We start from the raw sequence: 19,697 nt of genomic DNA, 5'->3' as shown, positions 1-19,697 counted from the left end.
AAGCGGATCGGAGAAACAGGTCAGAGGTCCTTTTGTGGATAGTCCCCATGGCTATCGACGCCTGCTCCAACGGGATTAGATCATCCCCCCTGCTGTCGTAGCAGAGGGGATGCATGCGAGCGCAATGGGCCGTACGCGGGCAGTACGTATGGTCTTGCGCTCTCGTAGCGCGCGTTCTGCACACCCCACTAAACCGGCGGCTGGTCAGGTGGCTGCGCTGAATGGAGCTGCCTGCTGATCGGTACGCTGGCGCGCAGGTAGAGCGCGTGCGGATCTCGGCCAAATGCCAGACGCCTGGACCACGTGGTCGGGCAGGCGCGCAGCGCGTCTGCGTCCATCTGCTGAAGCGAACCGGCGCGAAATCCTCGATCGCACAACGCCTGTCGCACCAGCGCGCCGCCTTCCAGCAACGACGTGCCCGCCTCGATACACGCGCCCGCGTTCAGGCGCAGCTCAAGCGTGGCACCCGGCTGGGCGATGCGGTACAGCCCGTCAAGCAGCGCCGGATCGCCGTTGAGCAAGCCGACCAGCAGGCTGCCCCACGGGAAGTTAATCGCCAGCGCGCTGGCCCTACCTGCAAGCTCGTCGGGCAGTGCCAGCGCATTCGCGACCACGAACAGCACGTTCTGCGGCGCGCGCCGCGAGATCGTGCGCAGTTGCTCGCGGCACGCATCAATGCCGATCACCAGCCGCGCCGGATGAGTCTTCGCCAGATACGCGACGTAGAGCCCGTCGCCCGTGCCGATGTCGATCGTCACCTCACGATAGCCGACCAGCCGCGCGGCGAATGTAGCCGGATCGATTCTCGATGTCTGTTTGCCGTGTATAAGCTCCATATGCCGTGTCCTTTCTTTGAGGGCTAACTTGATGGCGCAACAAAGAAAGGCACAGGCGGCGCACGGCTCGATTGGCGGACGGACATAGTGCCCGTCCGCCGGCGTCAGGTGCCGTCGAGATCATCGGGAGCTGGCTTGTGCTGCGAAAAACCGGGAGGAATCAAAACATGCCCCGCAGGTGCAAGGACCTGGAGGCTGCTAGAGGAAAGGCTTGCGGAAGCGGCTCGCGATCAACAGGGCGGACGAGCCGGATGCGTCGCGCTGGTGTGCATCAGGTAACGACTTTCTAGGTAAGCTAACACTGTGACACAGCCATCATAGCACAGCGCACGACCGATCGGCAAGGGGCAGATAGCGCGTGCAGGAATCCTCGCTGCTGCGTGACGTGCGCGGCACGATCCCCAGTGGCGAGGCTGCCCGGCGGGATTCGTGGAAGCATTAACGGGTAGAGAGACGATCAGCACTCGCTGATCGCCTCTCTACGCACACGCACCGATCTACCGCTTGCTCCAGTCGATCTGGAGCGAGCCCGCACGGGCGAGAATATCCTCCCACCACGAGCGGTTGTCGACATACCAGCGCACCGTCTGGGCAATGCCGTCCTCGATTTTGATCGAGGGCTTGAAGCCCAGCTCGCGCTCGACTTTTTCCGGATTGATCAGATACCTGCGGTCGTGATTGGGCCGGTCGGCGACAAACTCAATCCACTCCTCAGGATTCAGCTTAAGCTCCTCAAGCACTCGGCTGATGATCTCGATATTTGACATCTCCTGCCGCGCCGAAAAATCGTAGATCGGCAGCTTGCCCGAATCAATCGCCGCCTCCGACGGATTGAAGGAGGGCTTGTTGGGCTGATGCAGCACGAGATCGATGCCCCGGCAGTGATCGAGCACATGCAGCCAGTCTCGCCGCTGCGCGCCGTCGCCGTACAGCGGCACTTTCTTGCCGCGCAATACATTCGTGATCGCCAGCGGAATGAGCTTCTCCGGAAACTGATACGGGCCATAGTTATTTGCGCAGTGCGTGATGCAAATATCCATAGCAGTGTACGTCTGCATATACGCGCGGACGATCAGGTCGCCGGCCGCTTTGGCAGCGGAGTAGGGCGTCTTCGCATTCAGCGGGCTCGACTCGGTGAAGTAGGGCACATCCGGCGCTTGCTCACCATAGACCTCGATCGTCGAAATATGAATATGACGCCGCATGCCATACTCGCGCGAAAGCTCCAGAAGCACCTGTGCGCCAAGCGTGTTTGACTCAACGAAAACCGTAGGATGCTTAATCGCGCGATCGTTGTGGCTTTCGGCAGCAAAATTAACAATATAATCAGGATGATACTCCTGATAAATATGTTCCATTTGATCGCGACTGGTAATATCCGCCTGAAAAAACCTCATCTTTTCAAGCGACTCCAGGCTTGCAACGTTTGCACGATTAGAATACGCGCTGAGTTTATCAATACCAATAATCCGGTAATTAGGATAGTTTTCTGCAATGTAATGTGCAAAATTACTACCAATAAATCCCGCAACACCGGTAATTAATATGGTTGTCATGAAAGATACCTTCTATCTTGATTATTCTAGGAAATAGAGCGGTCGTATACTATGGTAACATCTTCTGTTTGTCAATTTGAGTGACCGGTGCCGCGCATCAGCCGTCTCGTCGGGCGGCCTTGGCGCGGCACCACATTGGTGGACCTCACCTGCTCGATGATGCGTAGGCTGGCAGCCACTCGCCATGCGCTTCGAGCAGCTCATCCACCAGGCTCCAAATCTGATCCAGGTCCAGCTCTGCCGCCGTGTGCGGATCGAGCATAGCAGCATGGTAGATGTGCTCGCGCCTGCCCGTCAGTGCGGCCTCAACCGTGAGCGACTGAACATTGATATTGGTCTGCATGATCGCCGCCAGATGCGGCGGGATCGTGCCGATCCTGGTCGGCTGCACGCCGTTCTTATCGACCAGACACGGCACTTCCACGCAGCAGCCCTGCGGCAGATTGTCAATCAGGCCGTGATTGGGCACGTTTCCATAGATCACACGCGGCTGGTTGGTTTCGAGCGAGTGGATAATCAGCGAGCCGTACTCGCCTGAGTGCCGCGCCGCTGGGATCTGCTGTGGCGTCTCCAGCAGCGCGCGGGCCTGCTCAGCCGCACGCGGATCGTGCTGCGCACGACGCTTCATCTGCTCCTCCAGCTTCGCCCGCTCATAGCGCGCGATAGCGTGAGGATCGGGATCTTCGAGCGCGGCCCGCATCCCGTCCCAGTCGGCGATCTGCACCTCACAGCGGGTGATGTATTCGTCGAGCGGAATATTGAAGCGCTCGATCAGATCGGGCCGGTCGCGCTTAATGAACCAGGGCACATACTCGCTGAAATGCTCGCTCGACTCGGTCACGAAATAGCCGGTTCGCCTGAGCATCTCATAGCGCACGCGATTCCCGGCGGGCACTCGTCCCTCGGCGGCAACCTGATGGATCAGCGGATAGAGATCCTGCCCTGCGCGCTCGAACCGCAGGTAAAAGGCCACATGATTAATCCCGGCACACAGATAGTTGATCTCTTCCACCGGCACATCGATGTCGCGGGCAAGCTCCGAGGCGGTATGCTGCACGCTGTGACACAGGCCAACTGTCTTGATCGAGCTTGCACGGCTGAGCGCCCAGCAGTTGATCGCCATCGGATTGACGTAGTTGAGAAAGGTCACGTCGGGACACAGCTCCTCCATATCGCGGCACATATCGAGCAGCACGGGAACCGTCCGCAGGCCGCGCATAATCCCGCCGATGCCTAGCGTATCGGCGATGGTCTGGCGCAGGCCGTACTTCTTGGGGATCTCAAAATCGATGACCGTGCCGGGCTTGTAACCAGCCACCTGGATCATACAGATCGCATAATCGGCACCCTCAAGCGCGCGGCGGCGATCGGTCGTCGATTCGATCACCGGCTGAGCGCCACGCGCCTGGGCCACTCTCCGCGCGACGATCTCGGATGTTTCCAGCCGGGCAGCATCGATGTCGAAGAGCGTGATCGTCGCATCGGATAGCTCAGGAAACAGAAAAATGTCACTGAGTAAGTTTCTGGCAAAGACGGTACTTCCGGCACCAATGAACGTGATCTTAGGCATCACAAACTCCTTTCGCGGTGCGGGTAGACGTCGCCGGGCCTGGAGCGCGGCGTCCACGGGTTGAAGCGGCGGACGGATGAGCGCTCCTGCAAGCGCTGATCAGATCGTTCGCAGCTTGCCAATCGCCGAGCATAATACGAGCCATTGTCGGCCTCAGACATAATCGCGATCGGATCGAATGAACCTGTCCAACATGATCGGGATCGAATCGTAGAGGACGTGCCCCACATCATGCCTTTAAGACCACGGCAGGCGCGGTTGCCGGGCTGCTTTGCGATACCGAGCATCGAGTCTGCAAAACATTCGTCGCGGAGATCGAAATTTCAAAGAAACCTCGTCTGCTGCGACAGGGCATACTATGCGTAGCTCGAGCTACACGAAGGGATTGGTTCATCGGTCCCACCGTTCGGGACCCCACTCTAAGGAGACCGACCATGTTGATCGATCCGAACGTCATCACCGACAGCGGCGCTTCCAACCTCAACAACCTGATCGGCAACCAGGCATTCCAGGATATTGCCGAGCGCTTCCGCTTTGGCGCCCCCGCGAGCGCCCAGCTTGCCAACTTCGACCAGCGCAGCGACGCCCAGTTGTTGCAGACGGCTGCCGAGCACACCTCCGCCCTGGAGCGCGAGCGCGCCCTTTGGGAGTACGCCCACCGCAACCAGGCAGCGGCGCTGCCCGTCCTGGCCCAGCACTTCAAGATCGAGACTGATGCCTCGGTCCGCTGGAACCTGCTCTGGCTGATGGTCAAGTCGGCTGACGCCGCCGCCGTGGTGCCCGTGCTCCACGACGCGCTGAACGATCCCGACCGCGAAGTCCGCGACTGGGCGACCCTGTTCCTGGAAGAGCTGACGGGCGAGCAGTACCCGACGATCTACAACAGCCTCCAGTACCACAACAGCGGCAACTTCGACCAGACTCTGCCGCTTCAGATCGCCGGCTTCGCCGACGTGCGCCTACCCGGCATGGGCTGGGTCCAGGCACGGCTCTCGCCGCAGTGGTTTGCCTCGATCCTCGGTCGGGTCATGGCATGCACGAACGTCGAAAGCTTCATGACCGACCTCGTCATCGAGAAAGAGATCGTGAACTATCACGAGGACGGCACCCCGCACTACGAGACGTTCATGTTCCGTGGCGCTTCCTACCCCGTGAGCGAGACGGTCACGCAGCACATCTACGAGTCGAACACGATGCGCCCGTTCTATCACTCCGGCAAGGTCAAAGAGGGCGTTCCGGTGATGACGCCTGTGGCGCTGGCCCGCGCGGCGGGAACCGAGCGGCTGCGACCGAAGAACCTGGCGAACATCGACATCTCGGCAGCGGACGGCGAGGAAGGCGCGCGTGGACAGCGGCTGCGCGAGGGCGGTATCGTTCGCAGCGTTCGTGGCCGGTTCTGGGGCTGGGCCTACACCGACCTCAACCGCTACCTGGCGAGCGGCACGATCGAGCCCGGCACGGTCCAGCTGGTCAGCACGGCGGACCCGGTCGTCGGCAAGATGGCGAACACCGTGATCTACGGCACGTTCCGTGGCAAGCTGGGCGACCTGAACGGCGACGGCACCCTGGACGTCAACCTGATCCCGTGCCACGGCACGCTGGACGGCGAGCTTGACCTGAACCTCGACGGCATCGCCGACAGCGATCCGCGCATCCCGCAGGCGTAAGCTCGACGAACAAGACCAATGCGGAGCGGAGGCGGCTCTATGGTGCAAGAGCCGCCTCGTCCGCCTTTCAGGTTACTCATTCACAGGAGCTACACCGTCAGCAATTCTTGCAGCGCGTTTCGCCTGCATCAGCAAGAAAGATCCTCTGGTGTGTCGCGGACACAGCCAGAGGACCGCCGATCCGTTTGAACGTCTCCATCCAGAAGTGAGGAACTATGAGTCAACCACTCGTGAGCGAAACAACTCCATCCGCTGTAGGTGAGTGGCGCCCTGGGGCGCTTAAACTGTTGCTCGTAGGGCAGTTCGCGATCTTCGGGCTGGTGCTGGGGGTGCAGGGCGTCGTGTGGGCGGAAGTGATGGTAGCGCTTTCGTTGAGCGAGGGCGTCTTCGGGACGGCGCAGTTCACGCTGCCGCTCGTCGGCTTCGTGGTGCTCCTGTTCAACGGACAGCTCTACCTTCGGCTCGGCAACAAGCGCCAGTCGATCCTCAGCCTGCTCCTCCTGGCTAGCGCGATGCTGGTGCTCGCCGCTGCCGATCATCTCTGGGGCCTGGTCGTCTCGCTGATGCTGGCCGGAGCGGGCTTCGCCATGCTCGACGCGGCGACCAACAGCGCTGGCATCGATCTGGAACAGGCGACCGGGCAGCATGTAATGAATGTGCTGCACGGCATTTCAAGCGGCGGCGTCATGCTCGGCGCGTTCCTCACGGGCATTCTGCTGGAGGCTGGCTGGACCTACAGCTTGATCCTGCTGCTCTCAGCGCTGATCTGCGTGCCGTTCATCCTGCTCACGCTGCCGGTACGCTACCCGCCTGCCGGTCAGGGCGAGAGCGAGAGCGCCGATGCAGCGGGAGGCTCGTTCCTGCGACAGGCGCTCTTCATCATGCTGGCCGCGATCTGCTTCATGGGCAGTGCCGCCGAAGCGATTGCCACCGTATGGGCGGTGATCTATCTGCGCGGCCTGGAAGCGCCGATCGCGATCAGCGGTGCCACGTTTGCGCTGTTCAACGCCGCCATGCTGATCGGACGTTTCTTGAACGCGCCGCTCGTCGCCCGCCTGGGAACGCGGGTTTCGCTGCTGATCTCCGGGATCGGCATCACCGTAGCGGCGGCGCTCCTGCTGCTGTTCAGCAGCATATCGGTGGCCGTGGTCGCCTTCGTGCTGCTGGGCCTGGCCGTGGCGGGCGTGCAGCCGACCGTGCTCAGCGCGTCGGCGCCGCTTGCGCGCAACAGCGGCGCGGTCGCCGCAGCGGTGATGATGTCGGCCTATGCCGCGCTGCTGGTTGCCCCGCCGGTCTATGGCTGGGCCGCTGAGTTCACCTCGCTGCGGCTTGCGATGCTGCTCGTCGGGGTGTGTGGCTTCTTGACGACCTGGCTGGCCGTGGCCCTCGCGGTGCGCCGCGCACCTGAGCAGCAGCTTGCATCCAGTTAAACTCGGCTCCTGCTCGTCATCTGCTGAACTCGACTCTTGCTCATAACCTATGGCGCGACCCGAAGCAATATCCGGGGTCGCGCCCAACATATCAAACGCGGGGCTCTGAGCCCCGCGTTTGGCGTTGGATCAGCGTGAGCTGCCGCAGCCTTGATGTGCGCCCGTGGCAGCCCGACTGTGTACGTCGTGTCAGCTCAGCCTATCAAGCTCGTCGTCGTCGACAATACATGTTTTGATTCGCTCGTTGAGCAGAAACGGCAGCGCGACCAGGATCGGCGGGTCGGTGGGATGGACAGGCCGCAGCAGGACATCGGCGTCGACCACAGGACCCGACGCGGGCACCTCAATCGCCGTGTGCGCCATGCCGACCAACGTCGGCGTATCCTGAAGCAGCCCGGCAAGGCCCTGCTCCGATCGATCGAAGGCGGCGGCGAGCAGGTAGTACTCGCCGCCGGGCACATCATGGATCTGAAAGGAGCCTGGCTCCGACAGCACCGCACACCCGACCGGTAGACTCTCAGGGATTGGCGCGGCAAACAGACCGATCATGATCAGCCCGCTGAATGGAACCACGGTCGTCACGGCTCCCCGGAGCGTCCACCCGGCGCAGGCAGATGGCTGCTCATCGCTGAGATCCGTCGAAACGTCGAGCGACTGGAGATCGTCGACGTGCAGCTCATCGGCCAGGCAGCGAAGCTGACGCGGTGACAGCCCGACCAGCTCGGTAAAGTTCCTGGTAAACGAGGCCAGGCTGTTGTACCCGACCGCAAAGCAGATTTCGGTGACGCTCAGATCGGTTGTCACGAGCAGCCGCTTGGCCGCTTGCAGGCGCAGGGCGGCCTGAAATTTCAGCGGCGGAATGCCGGTGATATACCGAAAGATTCTGTTGAAATGATACGGGCTGAGCAGGGCAATCTCGGCCATATCCGGCAGCGTGAGCGGCTCCTCCAATCGCTGATGCATCGCCGCGATCACGCGCTCGACAGCATGGTAGTAGGTTGCGATCGTGCTATCGCGCCGCGCTACCGCCGCCTCTGCTGGCTCCGAGAGTCGCAAGAATCGAGGAAATGTCTGGGCTTGGCTCATCACAGGATATGATCGAATATTCGTGGACATAGCAACTCCTTGGCTACCTCATAGCTGCCGGACACCGCCATGAAAACTCCAAGACGCGCGAACCAGGTCTTAGATTTCCAGCGGTTCGAGCCGCTGCCGCCGAGCGCAGGTACAGGAAGCATGACGCGCCTCGGCTTCCAGAGGATGGAGATGCAGCCACATCGCGATGATCATCGGCACGAAGACGACCGCATTGTAAAACAGGTGAAGTTCCATACGGGGGAAGACAAGCTGAAGAATGCTGACGGGTGCTGCGAAACCAAACAGGTTCGTCTGGAGCAACGCCTGGCTCAGGAGCAGCCCGTGCTCAAAGTGGTGCCAGACCTGAAGCCAGAGCGCGAGCGACCACCACGCGCCAGCGCGCCCCACGAACGATCGCCGCAGGACGATCAGCCCGATCAGCATGACCAGCGCGTAGCTGTAGTGCAGCCATTCCGATGTTATCAGCCAGGGCATCGCCAGGCCGAGCGCTCCATGCGCGGTGGGCCTCGGCCATCCGAGCAGATAGACCTGCATCGCCTGGAGGATGTGTTCCGCCCAGTGGGCGAGAACCACCACCATATACATCAGAAGCGCCCGCCGATGCCATGCTCCGTTCAGGCGATCGAGCAGCTTCGCCGAGGGGTGCGTTGGCCGTGATTGAGTGTTCTGTGCCAGGCTCATGATGAAGTACTCCTTGAACGATTGGGGGGTGCGCTTCAGCATGATATAATCTGCGATAACCTCAAAGTTCCGCGCTCACGTCGATGACCGCGAGCGCTACCAAGAGCGCTCGGAATACATCTGCCGTACAGAACGGTTGTACTCCGTATTTTTACTAACGTCAAGCACGCGCCGGAGGTTGTCGGCGCGCTTCCCGGATCCCGATTCCTCCGGCTGACGCCTGCACATAGGCGTGCAGCGCTTCTCTCAGCGAGGCCGGTACGGGCGTCGGCACTAACTGTCCCTCGCTGTGGCGCATACACGCGATCTGCTGCTCGCCGCGCGCGACCAGCTCCTCCGCTCCGCCGTTGTTGCGCCAATACTCAAAGCTCATCGTCACCCGATTCTGCTGAATTGCGCGCAGTGCCATGCGAATGATCACCTCATCAAAGGCGAAGAGTTCGCCAAAATACTCACAGGACACTCTGGTCGTCACCAGCGCCAGGCCGCGCTGAAGTTCTTCCAGCACATCGGGCGCGTGCTCGCGGAGAAACATCTCACGGCAGCGGCCCTGCCAGCGCACATGGTTGGCGTAATAGACATTGCCGACAAGATTCGTCTCTTCAAAGCCGACCACATGATGATACTCGAATATCCGCATCGTCGATCCTCATACCAGGTATGCTGTGCAGAATCAGCCGCATCGGCGTGAAGCAGCCGATTCTGCACTAGCACGCGAATTATTGGGGAACGCCCGGACCCAAAGGCCGCCCGCCACGGACGGAGGGCGCGGCGGTGAGCGCGCCTGCCAGAGCCGCACCGCGCTCGCGCACGTCCTGCCGATCGCGCAGCACAGCCAGGACAACCGGAGCGCTGTAGCCCCTGAGCGTCACCACCACCGTCGCGATCGTCAGCGTCTCTGACGCAAACAGAACCCAGCCGTCGGCGGTTTGCTTTGCGAAGCGCAGCCGTGTTTCAACCGGCAGGCCAGCCTTGATCAAACATTCGCCAGCGGCCCAGAGCCGGGTTGCCGCCGTAGACTCGTCGTCGACCGTGGCGTGGACAAGCTGCTGAATCAGGGCAAAGCGATCCACGCCGAGCAGCGATTGCCACAGATCCAGGCCGCGCTGCTGCACGGGCTCAAGATCGCAGGCCAGCGGTGCCGCTCCAACAACGGCAAGGGTCAGCGGCTCGCCATGCGCGAAGGAGACGGCTGGCCCGTCGATCAGCAGCGGCTTGCCGTCCCGACGGCGATGGATCGTGATGGGCCGTCCCAACAACCGCTGGATCGCCTGCTCGCCACGCTGCCGCCGATCGATCGCCGCGTTCAGCTCAAGCGCGACCGCCGGAGTCGGATGCAGCCCAAGCTCTTCGAGCCGCCGCTCAAGATATGGCCCGAACAGCGCAGGCAGCCATTCATCGCCCTGCCGCGTCTCGTCCACGATCCGCAGCCGCAGACCCTCCCAGCGCTCGCGCAGCACGCCGTCTGCGGTACGCACCTCGACATCGTAGGTGAAGGTCAGATCATCGCGGGAGCGCTCGCGCGCCGTGGAGATCCAGCTATCCGCGATCACGTCCGGGTATACCACCAGACGATCGACGCCGATCGGCAGGATCACCGCGTGGGGAATACATCCCTGGATCGTATGGAGCGTCGCGTCGCGCGCGCCCGCGTCGCCGAGCAAGGTCGTCTGGGGCAGGTAGCGCCCAAACCACGGCATGCGACGATCCACGCCAATATCCGCGACACAGGTCTTGGCGCTGAGCTGCCGATAGGCTCGAAGCCGCTGGAAGCGACCGCTATGGAAGAACAGGCCGCCATACAGATCGCGATCGGGATCGAGCGGCACGGGCGTTAGCCCCGATTGGCCCGTCAGCAGCGGATTGAAGCCATGATCCGCCGGTAGCTCATCGACGACGTGGCAGCGCGCGCGGAAATGATCGACGCGGAAGCCCGTCTCCTCGCTGCGAATCGCCACATCGACCAGTCCGGCCTGGCGGACCAGGGCGGCGATTCTGATCGTCGAGCTGCCGTGCGCCGGAACCACGATCGGGCGCTCAAGCTCGACATCTTCAAACAGCGGCGGTCGGTGGGAGCCTGTCAGCGCGGCGACAGCCTGGGCCATCGCTTCCATGCCCATCACGGCAGGCAGCAGCCGCTCGCCACGGAACACGTGATCTTCCAGGTAGGGATCGGTCTGGCTGGAAAGCGTGGCGTCAACGATCAGCTCCACACCGCCGATCACGACCTGCGGCTGCTCTAGGAAGCGCAGGAGTGGCAGCTCCGGCTGCTCGACCTGGAGCGTCGGCAGCTCGCCGAAGCGCCCGGTGACAACCACCGCGACCGTCGGCAGTGGCCGTGCCAGCAGGCGCAGCAGCAGATCGATGCCCACATCGGGCGGGATCGGCGTGATCCCATCGCGGCGCAGCGCCGCCACACGTCCCAGACGCTCGCCCATGCCAACGCCGGACCAGACCGACCACTCGACGGCCAGGCAGCGGCAGGCGGGATGCTCCGCCGCGAAGCGCTCGGTGAGACGTACCAGCCAATCGTTCGCCAGCGCGTAATCGGCCTCGCCGCGCAGACCAGTGCGGGCAATGATCGAGCCGAAGGTGATCAGCACCCGCAGCCGATCGGCATCGACCGACGCCAGCAGATGGTGCAGGCCGTCCACTTTGGGCGCGAACGTCCGCCGGATCATCGTCTGGTCAAGCTGATGAATAAGCTGCGGCTCGTTGCGGGCCGCGCCGTGCAGAATACCGCTGATCGGTCCCAGTGCAGCCTCGCACTCGCGCACTGCCGCAGCCACGGCCTCGGCGTCGGTAATATCGACGGCGACATAGTGAACCTCAAGCCCGGCCTCGCGCATGCGCTGGATGTTGATCATCAGCTCATGATCGCTATCCGGCTTCGAGCGTCCCAGCAGCGCTAGCTTCGCGCCCGTCTCCTGCGCCAGCGCCAGCGCGCACTCGGCGGTAATGCCCTTGCCACCGCCGGTCACTAGCAGCACATCGCTCGGATCGAGCGGCAGCACCTCAGGCGTCGTCGGCAGTGGGAGGAGCTGCAACAGCGGCTCTCTCCGGCGACCATCCGTGTCGTAGTGGGCTTCGGTGTAGCCGCTGGCAGCCAGCGCCTCGGCGACGATCCAGTCGCAGGCCGTCGGCTGATCGACAGGCACATCGACGACGCAGGTATCGATCGCAGGCGCTTCCAGGTGCAGCGTGCGGGCCAGCGGAGCAGCGCCGCCGCCGTGCTGCACGACCACAAAGGTACCGGAGCGCTCGGCCAGCATCTTCTGCGCGCCCTTGAGCAGCAGCCCGATATGCCACTCCTCTGGATCGGGCGGCAGGCAGACGACAATACCCTGGCCGTGTCGCGCCTGAGCGAATGCCTGCTCAAGCGCCTCCGCCAGCGGATACCCGCTCGGTGCCAGGATCGTCCAGCTTCCCGCCGCCTGGGACGTCGCGGCCCGGCGCGGTCGTTCGGCGAGCGCCACCTGGAAGGGCCGAATCCACAGATCGACGCCCTCCGGCGTGTGATCGGTCGCCGTGGATGACGCGCCATTCGTCGCGCGTAGCTCGTCCAATGCCTCCGCGACCTGCCCGACTGTAGCGTTGGCGTAGTCGGTGGGCGCGACCGGCGGCTGGCATCCCAGCGCGCGGGCAGCTTCGACGACGATCTGGCTGGCCGAGATCGAGTTGAGGTGCAGATCGTTGAGCAGATGATGCTCCTGGCGAATCGCCTTAGGCGGAAGCTCGGCCCGCTGCGCGATCAGTCGGCTCAGCACCTCCAGCGTGGAGGAGCCGCTCGCGCCTTCGGTGATCGCGCTGGTCGGCGGGATCGTTGCCTGGCCGGGAGCGGCAAGCTCAAGCAGTGGCAGCGCCTGATCCATGCGTGGCGCAAGCTCGCAGGGATTGGTGAAGAAGCGCGGCTGCTGATCGAGATCGAACGGACGGATCAGCCGATCAGCGAAAAGCTCGCGGACGCGAACGGGCGCGCCCTTGACGAAGGCAGCGCCGACCACGCGCAGCAAGCCCTGGAGCGACGGCCCGCCTGCATCGATCGGCAGCGCGGGCACCGGCAGAAAATCGCCGACCAGATAGCTTAATACCTGGCCCGGACCAACCTCGACGAACAGATCGCAGAGATGGCTCGCCGCCGCGCTGGCCTCCATGAAGCGTACCGGCTGCGTCACCTGCCGGTAGAGCAGGTCGCGCAGATCGGCATTATGGTCAAGCGCCGCGCCTGTCACCGTCGAAACCACTGTGCGCTGAGGCGGACGAAATTGCTCGGTCGCCAGATGCGCCGCCAGCGGTGTGGCCGCAGCCTCGACCAGCGGCGAGTGAAAGGCATGGGAAACCGGCAGCAGCGTGGCTCGCACCTGCTGCGCGCGCGCCCGCTCGACGACCGCCTGCACGGCCTGGGCATCGCCCGCGATCACCGTCTGCGCTGGCGAGTTCAGCCCCGCGATCACCACGGGCGCGTCGCCGATCAGCGCGGCGATCGTCTGCCGATCAGCGCCGATGCTCGCCATCGCGCCGGTCGGAGCGCCCAGCTCGGCCATCGCCTGGCCGCGCACAGTCGCCACGCGCAGGAGCGCCTGGGCATCCAGCGCGCCCGCCCAGTACAGCGCGGTCAGCTCTCCCAGGCTATGGCCGACCGCCATCTGTGCGCTTATGTCAAGCTGACGAAGCACGCGCAGCGCGGCAATCGAGGATCGCACGATCGCGGGCTGCGCCACAGCAGTATTCACGGCATCGCCGCTCGGCGGCGGGAGGTTGGCGTACAGCTCATCGACGAGCGCAAACCGCCGACGCAGCGCGCCGCCATCCAGGTACGACGGCGAGCCCTGGCCGGGGAACAAAAACCCGATCCGAGGTGGCCGGGTGGGAGCGTCGAGCCAGACATGTCCATCGGCGTCGGTGGCGCTGGTGCGGTCGGCAGCCAGCCAGGATTGGAGCGTTTCCAGGCGCGCTGTCAGCTCCGCAGGCGACGCGGCGATCACCGAGGCGCGCAGGATACCGAGCGTGAGCGAGCGCGCCAGCTCGGCGGCCAGATCGGCCATCTCGGCGTACGAGATCTGCGGCGCTCGTTGCAGCACGCGCTCCACCTGCTGCCGCAGCGATTGAGGATCGGATGCGCTAAACACAAATAGCTCGGCATCTTGCGCCGTCATCAGCGCCATCCGCTCGGTCGGCGTAAGCGTGGTACGGCGCTCGGCGCTGCTGCCCTCAAGCACCAGATGGGTGTTGATCCCGCCGAAGCCCATCGAGCTAACGCCAGCGCGCAGCGGCTGCCCCTCAGGCCAGAGCTGACCGCTGGTACTCACCCGCAGCGCGGGCGCGTCGCCCATCAGCTCAGGATGTGGCGGCTCGCAGCCGACGCTCGGCGGGATCGTCTGCGTGTAGAGCGCCATGGTCGCTTTGATCAGACCGGCGACGCCAGCAGCGGCCTTGGTATGGCCGATATTGGCCTTGATCGAGCCGATGAAGGCGGGCTGCCGATCGTTAGCCGCCTCGCGGCGGGCCTGGCTCAGCGCGCGCAGCTCGGTCGCATCGCCGACAGCGGTGCCGGTGCCGTGGCCCTCGAAGTAGGCCACCGTCTCGATGCCGATCCTGGCGCGGCTGTAGGCGCGGCGAATCGCCAGCAGTTGCCCGTCGACCTCAGGCCGCGTAATGCCGCCGTTGCCGTCGGACGAGATGCCCCAGCCGCGAATCGTGGCATAGATCCGCCGCTGCTGAGCGATGGCGTCCTCTTCGCGCATCAGCACCACGATGCCGCAGCCCTCACCGGGCCAGAAGCCAGCCGACTGTGCGCTGTAGACGCGCATCATATCGCTTGCCAGCGCGCCAGTCTTGGCAAAGCCGATCAGCTCGAACGGATCGAGGCTCAGATCGACGCCACCGGCCAGCGCCACATCCAGATCCCCGGCTACCAGCGCGGAGCAGCTTGACGAGATCGCCAGCAGCGACGAGGAGCACGCGCCGTCGATCGTATAGCCGCCGCCGTGCAGATCGAAGTAGTTGCAGATGCGGCCCGCGATCGTGTTGGACAGGCCGCCCGACAGACTTTCCTCGCCGATCGGCGGGAACGGCGCTTTGTAAAGCTGCTCCAGCCGCGCGTAGAAGCTCTGTCGCTGCTCTGCTGTCCAGCCCTCGTCACGCAGCGCCGCGTCGAGCACCCGCTGGACGTAGGGCCAGCGCAGCCGCAGCACATTAGCGCGCGAAAACTCGCCGGTCAGCGTGTTGCCCAGGAGCACGCCCGTCGTGGAGCACGGCAAGCCTGAGCCATCGGGAAAGCCCGCGTCGGTCAATGCGCGGCTGGCGACATCGAGCGCGAGCCAGTGGGCCAGATCCGCCGATCGAAAGGTCGAGCCGACGACGCGGAACTTGACCCGATCGAAATCGTAGCCCTCGATCACCGCTGCCTGATGCGCGTAGGTGCGATCAGGCGTGGCGCGATCAGGCGACCAATAATCGTCCAGATTCAGGCGCTCCGCTGGCATGCGGCGAAACGCGCGGCGCTGTGACAGCACATTCTCCCATAGCTCATGGGGTGTCGCAGCATCGGGATACTGGCAGGCCATCCCGACGATCGCAATCGTGTTCGTCATAACGTGTTCCCCGTCTCAAGAACGGTTTGCGGCGCGACGACAACTTTACGGCGGGCAAAGCGTGCGAGCTGTGCTTGCAGGTACAGGCCAAGGCCGCGCAGACCACAAACGATCGTCAGAGCGAAAAAGAGGCCGAACACGATATGCGACAGCACCAGGAGCATATAGGTGAGCGCGATGGCCGCGCCGAAGAGCACCTGCGCGCGTGGCGCGACCGGGCTGGTGCTGGGGTCGGTGATCATATAAAACGTAAATAGAATAAAGGCCACGCCGGTCATGGGTCCCAGCGCAGGCACGATCGGCGTGTCGAGCACCAGGCTGCGGCCAATCGCTTGCAGGGCGAAGGTGCCAAGCCAGGCGGTGATCAGCGGGATCTTGTTGGTAAACTTGGCGTTGAGCATCGTTCCCGCCAGCGTGATCAGCACGGGTAAGATCCAGTCGCCGATGCCGCTGAGATTCTCGGTGAAGTGGTAGGGCGGCGCGATGCCAACCCACGGAAAGACGATCAGCGTCGTTGCGATGCCCAGGTTCGACGGATTGAAGAAGTGACGGCTTGTTCCATTGATCCGCAGCCGCAGCACGCTCTTGGAGGCAATCGCGACGACGACGGCAAAGACGATCGGGGCGACGCGATCGTTGCTGTAGAGCAGCATCGAGATCGCCATCGCCGCGATATGCGCGGGCAGCAGGAAATCAACCAGCTTGCGGAAGCCGCCGCTGTAGCTGGGCGCTCGTCCGACACACCAGGCGGTGATCGTCTCCAGCAGAAGCTCGACGAAATAGGCGGTGAGCACCGCCGCGACCATCTGTGCCCAGGATTGCTCGAAGCCGAGCAGTAGACGACCAATGATATTAAAGACCGTGATCGAGATCGCAAAGCGGCGAAGGCCACCTAAGCGCTTGGCCTGACTCTGTTGCATCATGATCTGAATCCTCCTAGTGCAGAATCAAAGGAACAAGTTTCGAGTTCTGGCCCTCACCCCGGCCCTGCCGGGCCACCCCTCTCCAAGCCCAGAGGGCACCCTCGATAGGCGAGGGGGAGTCTTTGGTTCTCCGTGTGTTCCTTTGTTCTACAACATACGCTACCAACCAAGTTGCACGGTATGCCAGCCCGGCGTGAGCGTCAGCGTCTCGCTGCGCGTCTCGCCGCGCGGCGTGCGCCAGCGCAGATCGACGCGCACGGGCGTATCGGGCGTGAGCTGTCCCAGGCCGAAGTGCAGATCCGGGCTGCGCTTGCCGGAGTGACCGTTGCCGCCGTCGACCTGCTCCACGAGCGTGCGCCCGTCCGGCAGATACACGGTTGCCTCCGCGCCGATCGCCGGGCGTCCCGCCGCCTGAAGGTGCCCCGGTGTGACGGTTGTGCTCATAGGCTCGACGGGCAGGCGCAGATGCAGCCCAAGGAACTGATCGCCGCTTGCACTTCGATTGTGGTAGAACGATGAGGCGGCCCACTGGTGCGCGACGGCGTAATCTTGCCTGCCGTCGCCGTCCACATCGGCGGTCGCGATGCCGCGACTGACGACCGGACGAGCGATGCCAATATCTTCGGCCAGATCGTAGTAGCGGCCATCGGAGGCGCGCACAAAGAACGGATCATGCTGGTGTCCGCTCAGATCGTCGCCGGGATGGAACTCCGGCCAGTGCCGCGTCTTGTCCAGCAGCGTATCGTTCGACATTGCCAGCTCGTGCAGCTCCGGCCAGCGGTTGACCGTTCCTTTGAGGAAGCCGGTCGCCTGGAGCGCCTCAAGCGTGCCGTCGTTGTCGAAGTCGTCCAGCCGCGAATCCCAGCCCCAGCCGCTCCGCGACAGTCCCAGCGGCTCGCTCTGATCCTCGTAGGGCGCGATCCCCTGCTTCATCTGATCGAGCTTGCCGGTGCTGGCGTAGAGAAAATGGCTTTCTTCCAGCGCGAACTCGGCGGCGATATTGCTGACATAAATATCGAGCAAGCCATCGCCGTTCATATCGCCGAAATCAACACCCATGCCTTTGAACGAGTCGCGGCCAAGCACCTTGGAGTGAGGTGTGGTCAAGGTGCGCTTGCCCTCAAGCAAGGCGAAGGCGGGCGCGCCCGGCTGCGAGCGGTTATGCAGCAGCCGATCGGGGCCGAAGTCGTTGGCGATATAGATCTCCGGCAGCAGATCGCCGTCGAGATCGGCAGCGCCCAGCGCCAGCGTCCAGCCGGAGCCGCCGTAGTCGTCGAACGCGCCGACCTGCTCCTTGAAGCGCGCATCGGGCTGCTCCGTGGCGGTCGCGCCAGCCCACAGGAACAGCCGATTACGACCGCCGTTGTAGGCGCGCGACATCGAGCGCTGCATCTCCGCGCCGTCGGTCGCGCTGTGATCGAGCACGCGCATGCCGTCGGGGAAGTAGTTGCCGATCAGAATATCGACATGTCCGTCGCCGTCGACATCGGCCAGCGAGGCGGCGTTGGTATTCCAGATCTCTCTGCTGGTCGTCAGCTCGCGGCGGGCGTAGCTGGCGCTGCTGAGCGCGTCGCCGGTCGCCTGGCCCTGCTTGAGGAACAGGATCGGCGTGCGGCCCCAGTAATAGACGAGCAGATCGGCGGCGCTATCCTCGTTGAAATCGCCGGGTAAGCAGCCCATCGGCGCGGTCGTTGCGGCGTCATACGCTAAGGGCGCGGGATCGAGCGCGAAAGGCTGATAGCGGGGCGGCGTACCTGGCGCTGCGGCAATCACCACCTGATTGATCCGTGTATCGACGTAGCACACATCGTTGGGCAGGCCATCGCCATCCAGATCATGCAGCGCTACCGCCGCCCCGACCGTCGAGATCCAGGCGACATTGCGCGCAAGGCCGGGATGGACGCTGCGCAGCGTGCGCGAGGGATAGCCGCTCAATTCAGGCAGCGTGCTGGTCTTAAACGCAAACCGGCTGCGTAGCGCTGCTCGCTCAGCGTCGGGCAGCTCAGGCAGACGAGCCATCTGGTAGCTGAAAAAGATAAGCACGATCGCGACGATGCGACTCGCCTGTCCTGTGAGGAAATTGAACAACAGCGCCATGTGAGAGTCCTCCTTCCGCTATGCGTTTGCTCATTGCAGCTTCAACGTTCGTAGGCGATAGCACCTCCAAAGCATGATTGAATACGTTGACGCCATATCTCATAAGCGGGAGTATCGCGCTCGGCAGCAAGGTCTTTGAGGGATTGATCGGTGATGGCAGCCGCCTGGTGAGCCGACATGCCGCACAGGATGCGCGCGGCGCTCTCGGTATGCTCCGGCAGATGCCCGGCGCGCTTGCGTGTTTTGGCGGCGAAGGCCACTCCCTGCGCAACCTGCGGCACGCACGGGCCAGCCGCGTCGCGCAGCGCGATTAGCGTCGACTGGTCGACGCCGCCAGCGTAGGCACAGGCCAGGCCAACGCCGCTCCATAGATCGGAGTGACGCCCAGGCGCAAACGCGGCGATCGTCTGTGCGATCACCTCAACGTCCATCGCCTTGACGAACCACAGGCTGCGTCCAAAGCCCTGGTCGAAAACCCGCCGCTCGTAGCCCGCCAGCCGTCGCGGCCAGTGCTGAGTCGTGAGGTAGCGTCGACCATGAAAGTACCCCTCGTGAAAGCCGTAGCCGTCGACGGCGAGCCAGCCCAGCAGGGGATCGCCCGCGCTGCGCAGACGATCGAAACGCCGGTGAAGACGGGCATGCGCCCAGCCAGCGCCGACGTAGCTCATATAGACGTGATCCGCCGCCGGTCCCTGAACAAATTGAAGGAAGCGCGATGACCGCTGGGGCATCAAAACATCCAGCAGCGTGAACGCCATCGCCGCTCCTTCAAAGGCAAAGCCGCGTACTTCGAGGTCGATGCGGTTGAGCTGGCGCTCGACCTCGATCACACGCGGATCACGCAGGACGGTATGGTAGCCCGCTAGAAAGGTGGTGCCGATCTGCTCCAGCCGAGCACAGACCATTGATGTCTTGGGCTGGAAGCCACGCCGCAGGCAGGTGACTTCACGAGGCGAAATGCCGAAGACGATCGTGCGCATCGAACTCCCGATGGCTCCCATAACGATGATCCTTTAGCTACAAAGCAAACGATCGTGATAGCAGCGATTCCGGACGCACCCGCCCCGCAGAGCACGCATGAGCAGACAGCGAGAATGGCAGCAGTGCAAGACGCCCGCTGACCAAACACGCCGCGCCTGCATGCATCCCGCCTTGGATGACGCAAGGCGCTGCCTAGATCGGTGCTCCACGCACACTCGCTCCTGAGCGCATCTCTATAAGGATGGCTCACGAGCCGCTATCGAAC

General features: G+C 63.4%; 12 protein-coding genes. 2 read left to right on the top strand and 10 right to left on the bottom strand.

The window, feature by feature from the left end; all coding sequences use genetic code 11:
• Positions 1–188: 188 nt before the first annotated feature.
• The 3 genes from VFZ66_26770 to VFZ66_26760 form a co-directional block, all read right to left on the bottom strand.
• The gene (locus VFZ66_26770) at positions 189–836 is read right to left on the bottom strand and encodes a class I SAM-dependent methyltransferase (GenBank protein ID HEX6292817.1); all 648 of its coding nucleotides are present in this window, start codon (positions 834–836) and stop codon (positions 189–191) included.
• Between the two features lie 497 nt (positions 837–1,333).
• Positions 1,334–2,392: a dTDP-glucose 4,6-dehydratase gene (gene rfbB, locus VFZ66_26765; protein HEX6292816.1), complete on the bottom strand. Its 1,059-nt coding sequence runs from the start codon at positions 2,390–2,392 to the stop codon at positions 1,334–1,336.
• Positions 2,393–2,537: 145 nt separating this feature from the next.
• Positions 2,538–3,962: an alpha-glucosidase/alpha-galactosidase gene (locus VFZ66_26760; protein ID HEX6292815.1), complete on the bottom strand. Its 1,425-nt coding sequence runs from the start codon at positions 3,960–3,962 to the stop codon at positions 2,538–2,540.
• Positions 3,963–4,396: 434 nt separating this feature from the next.
• Here VFZ66_26760 and VFZ66_26755 point away from each other — a divergent pair, with 434 nt between their 5' ends.
• Positions 4,397–5,629, top strand: a complete 1,233-nt coding sequence (locus tag VFZ66_26755; protein ID HEX6292814.1) for a HEAT repeat domain-containing protein — start codon at positions 4,397–4,399, stop codon at positions 5,627–5,629.
• A gap of 215 nt (positions 5,630–5,844) precedes the next feature.
• The gene (locus VFZ66_26750; GenBank protein ID HEX6292813.1) at positions 5,845–7,059 is read left to right on the top strand and encodes an MFS transporter; all 1,215 of its coding nucleotides are present in this window, start codon (positions 5,845–5,847) and stop codon (positions 7,057–7,059) included.
• Positions 7,060–7,248: 189 nt separating this feature from the next.
• Here VFZ66_26750 and VFZ66_26745 read toward each other — a convergent pair whose 3' ends face one another.
• From VFZ66_26745 to VFZ66_26715, 7 genes are all read right to left on the bottom strand, one after another.
• The gene (locus VFZ66_26745; GenBank protein HEX6292812.1) at positions 7,249–8,175 is read right to left on the bottom strand and encodes a helix-turn-helix transcriptional regulator; all 927 of its coding nucleotides are present in this window, start codon (positions 8,173–8,175) and stop codon (positions 7,249–7,251) included.
• Positions 8,176–8,244: 69 nt separating this feature from the next.
• Positions 8,245–8,838: a hypothetical protein gene (locus VFZ66_26740; GenBank protein HEX6292811.1), complete on the bottom strand. Its 594-nt coding sequence runs from the start codon at positions 8,836–8,838 to the stop codon at positions 8,245–8,247.
• A gap of 160 nt (positions 8,839–8,998) precedes the next feature.
• Entirely contained in the window at positions 8,999–9,478 is a 480-nt protein-coding gene (locus tag VFZ66_26735) for an acyl-CoA thioesterase (protein ID HEX6292810.1), read from the bottom strand.
• Positions 9,479–9,557: 79 nt separating this feature from the next.
• A complete protein-coding gene (locus VFZ66_26730; GenBank protein ID HEX6292809.1) occupies positions 9,558–15,431 on the bottom strand; it encodes a type I polyketide synthase in 5,874 nt (1,957 codons plus the stop codon).
• Positions 15,428–16,354: an enediyne biosynthesis protein UnbU gene (locus VFZ66_26725; protein ID HEX6292808.1), complete on the bottom strand. Its 927-nt coding sequence runs from the start codon at positions 16,352–16,354 to the stop codon at positions 15,428–15,430. Before VFZ66_26725 ends, VFZ66_26730 begins: the two co-directional genes overlap by 4 nt.
• A 159-nt stretch (positions 16,355–16,513) precedes the next feature.
• Positions 16,514–18,451 (bottom strand): CRTAC1 family protein, encoded by a 1,938-nt coding sequence (locus VFZ66_26720; GenBank protein HEX6292807.1) that lies wholly within the window; start codon positions 18,449–18,451, stop codon positions 16,514–16,516.
• A 41-nt stretch (positions 18,452–18,492) separates the two neighbouring features.
• Complete coding sequence (locus VFZ66_26715; protein ID HEX6292806.1) at positions 18,493–19,452, bottom strand: DUF1702 family protein; 960 nt, start codon at positions 19,450–19,452, stop codon at positions 18,493–18,495.
• Positions 19,453–19,697: the final 245 nt, after the last annotated feature.

This window comes from Herpetosiphonaceae bacterium (assembly GCA_036374795.1).
GTDB lineage: Bacteria > Chloroflexota > Chloroflexia > Chloroflexales > Kallotenuaceae > LB3-1.
Note: the sequence above shows the minus strand (reverse complement) of the source record. Positions and strands in the feature narration are given on the sequence as shown.

Excerpts from the sequence above, each read along its gene's own strand:
- VFZ66_26770 (HEX6292817.1), bottom strand. The coding sequence starts at position 836 with ATGGAGCTTATACACGGCAAACAGACATCGAGAATCGATCCGGCTACA.
- rfbB (HEX6292816.1), bottom strand. The coding sequence starts at position 2,392 with ATGACAACCATATTAATTACCGGTGTTGCGGGATTTATTGGTAGTAAT.
- VFZ66_26760 (HEX6292815.1), bottom strand. The coding sequence starts at position 3,962 with ATGCCTAAGATCACGTTCATTGGTGCCGGAAGTACCGTCTTTGCCAGA.
- VFZ66_26755 (HEX6292814.1), top strand. The coding sequence starts at position 4,397 with ATGTTGATCGATCCGAACGTCATCACCGACAGCGGCGCTTCCAACCTC.
- VFZ66_26750 (HEX6292813.1), top strand. The coding sequence starts at position 5,845 with ATGAGTCAACCACTCGTGAGCGAAACAACTCCATCCGCTGTAGGTGAG.
- VFZ66_26745 (HEX6292812.1), bottom strand. The coding sequence starts at position 8,175 with ATGTCCACGAATATTCGATCATATCCTGTGATGAGCCAAGCCCAGACA.
- VFZ66_26740 (HEX6292811.1), bottom strand. The coding sequence starts at position 8,838 with ATGAGCCTGGCACAGAACACTCAATCACGGCCAACGCACCCCTCGGCG.
- VFZ66_26735 (HEX6292810.1), bottom strand. The coding sequence starts at position 9,478 with ATGCGGATATTCGAGTATCATCATGTGGTCGGCTTTGAAGAGACGAAT.
- VFZ66_26730 (HEX6292809.1), bottom strand. The coding sequence starts at position 15,431 with ATGACGAACACGATTGCGATCGTCGGGATGGCCTGCCAGTATCCCGAT.
- VFZ66_26725 (HEX6292808.1), bottom strand. The coding sequence starts at position 16,354 with ATGATGCAACAGAGTCAGGCCAAGCGCTTAGGTGGCCTTCGCCGCTTT.
- VFZ66_26720 (HEX6292807.1), bottom strand. The coding sequence starts at position 18,451 with ATGGCGCTGTTGTTCAATTTCCTCACAGGACAGGCGAGTCGCATCGTC.
- VFZ66_26715 (HEX6292806.1), bottom strand. The coding sequence starts at position 19,452 with ATGGGAGCCATCGGGAGTTCGATGCGCACGATCGTCTTCGGCATTTCG.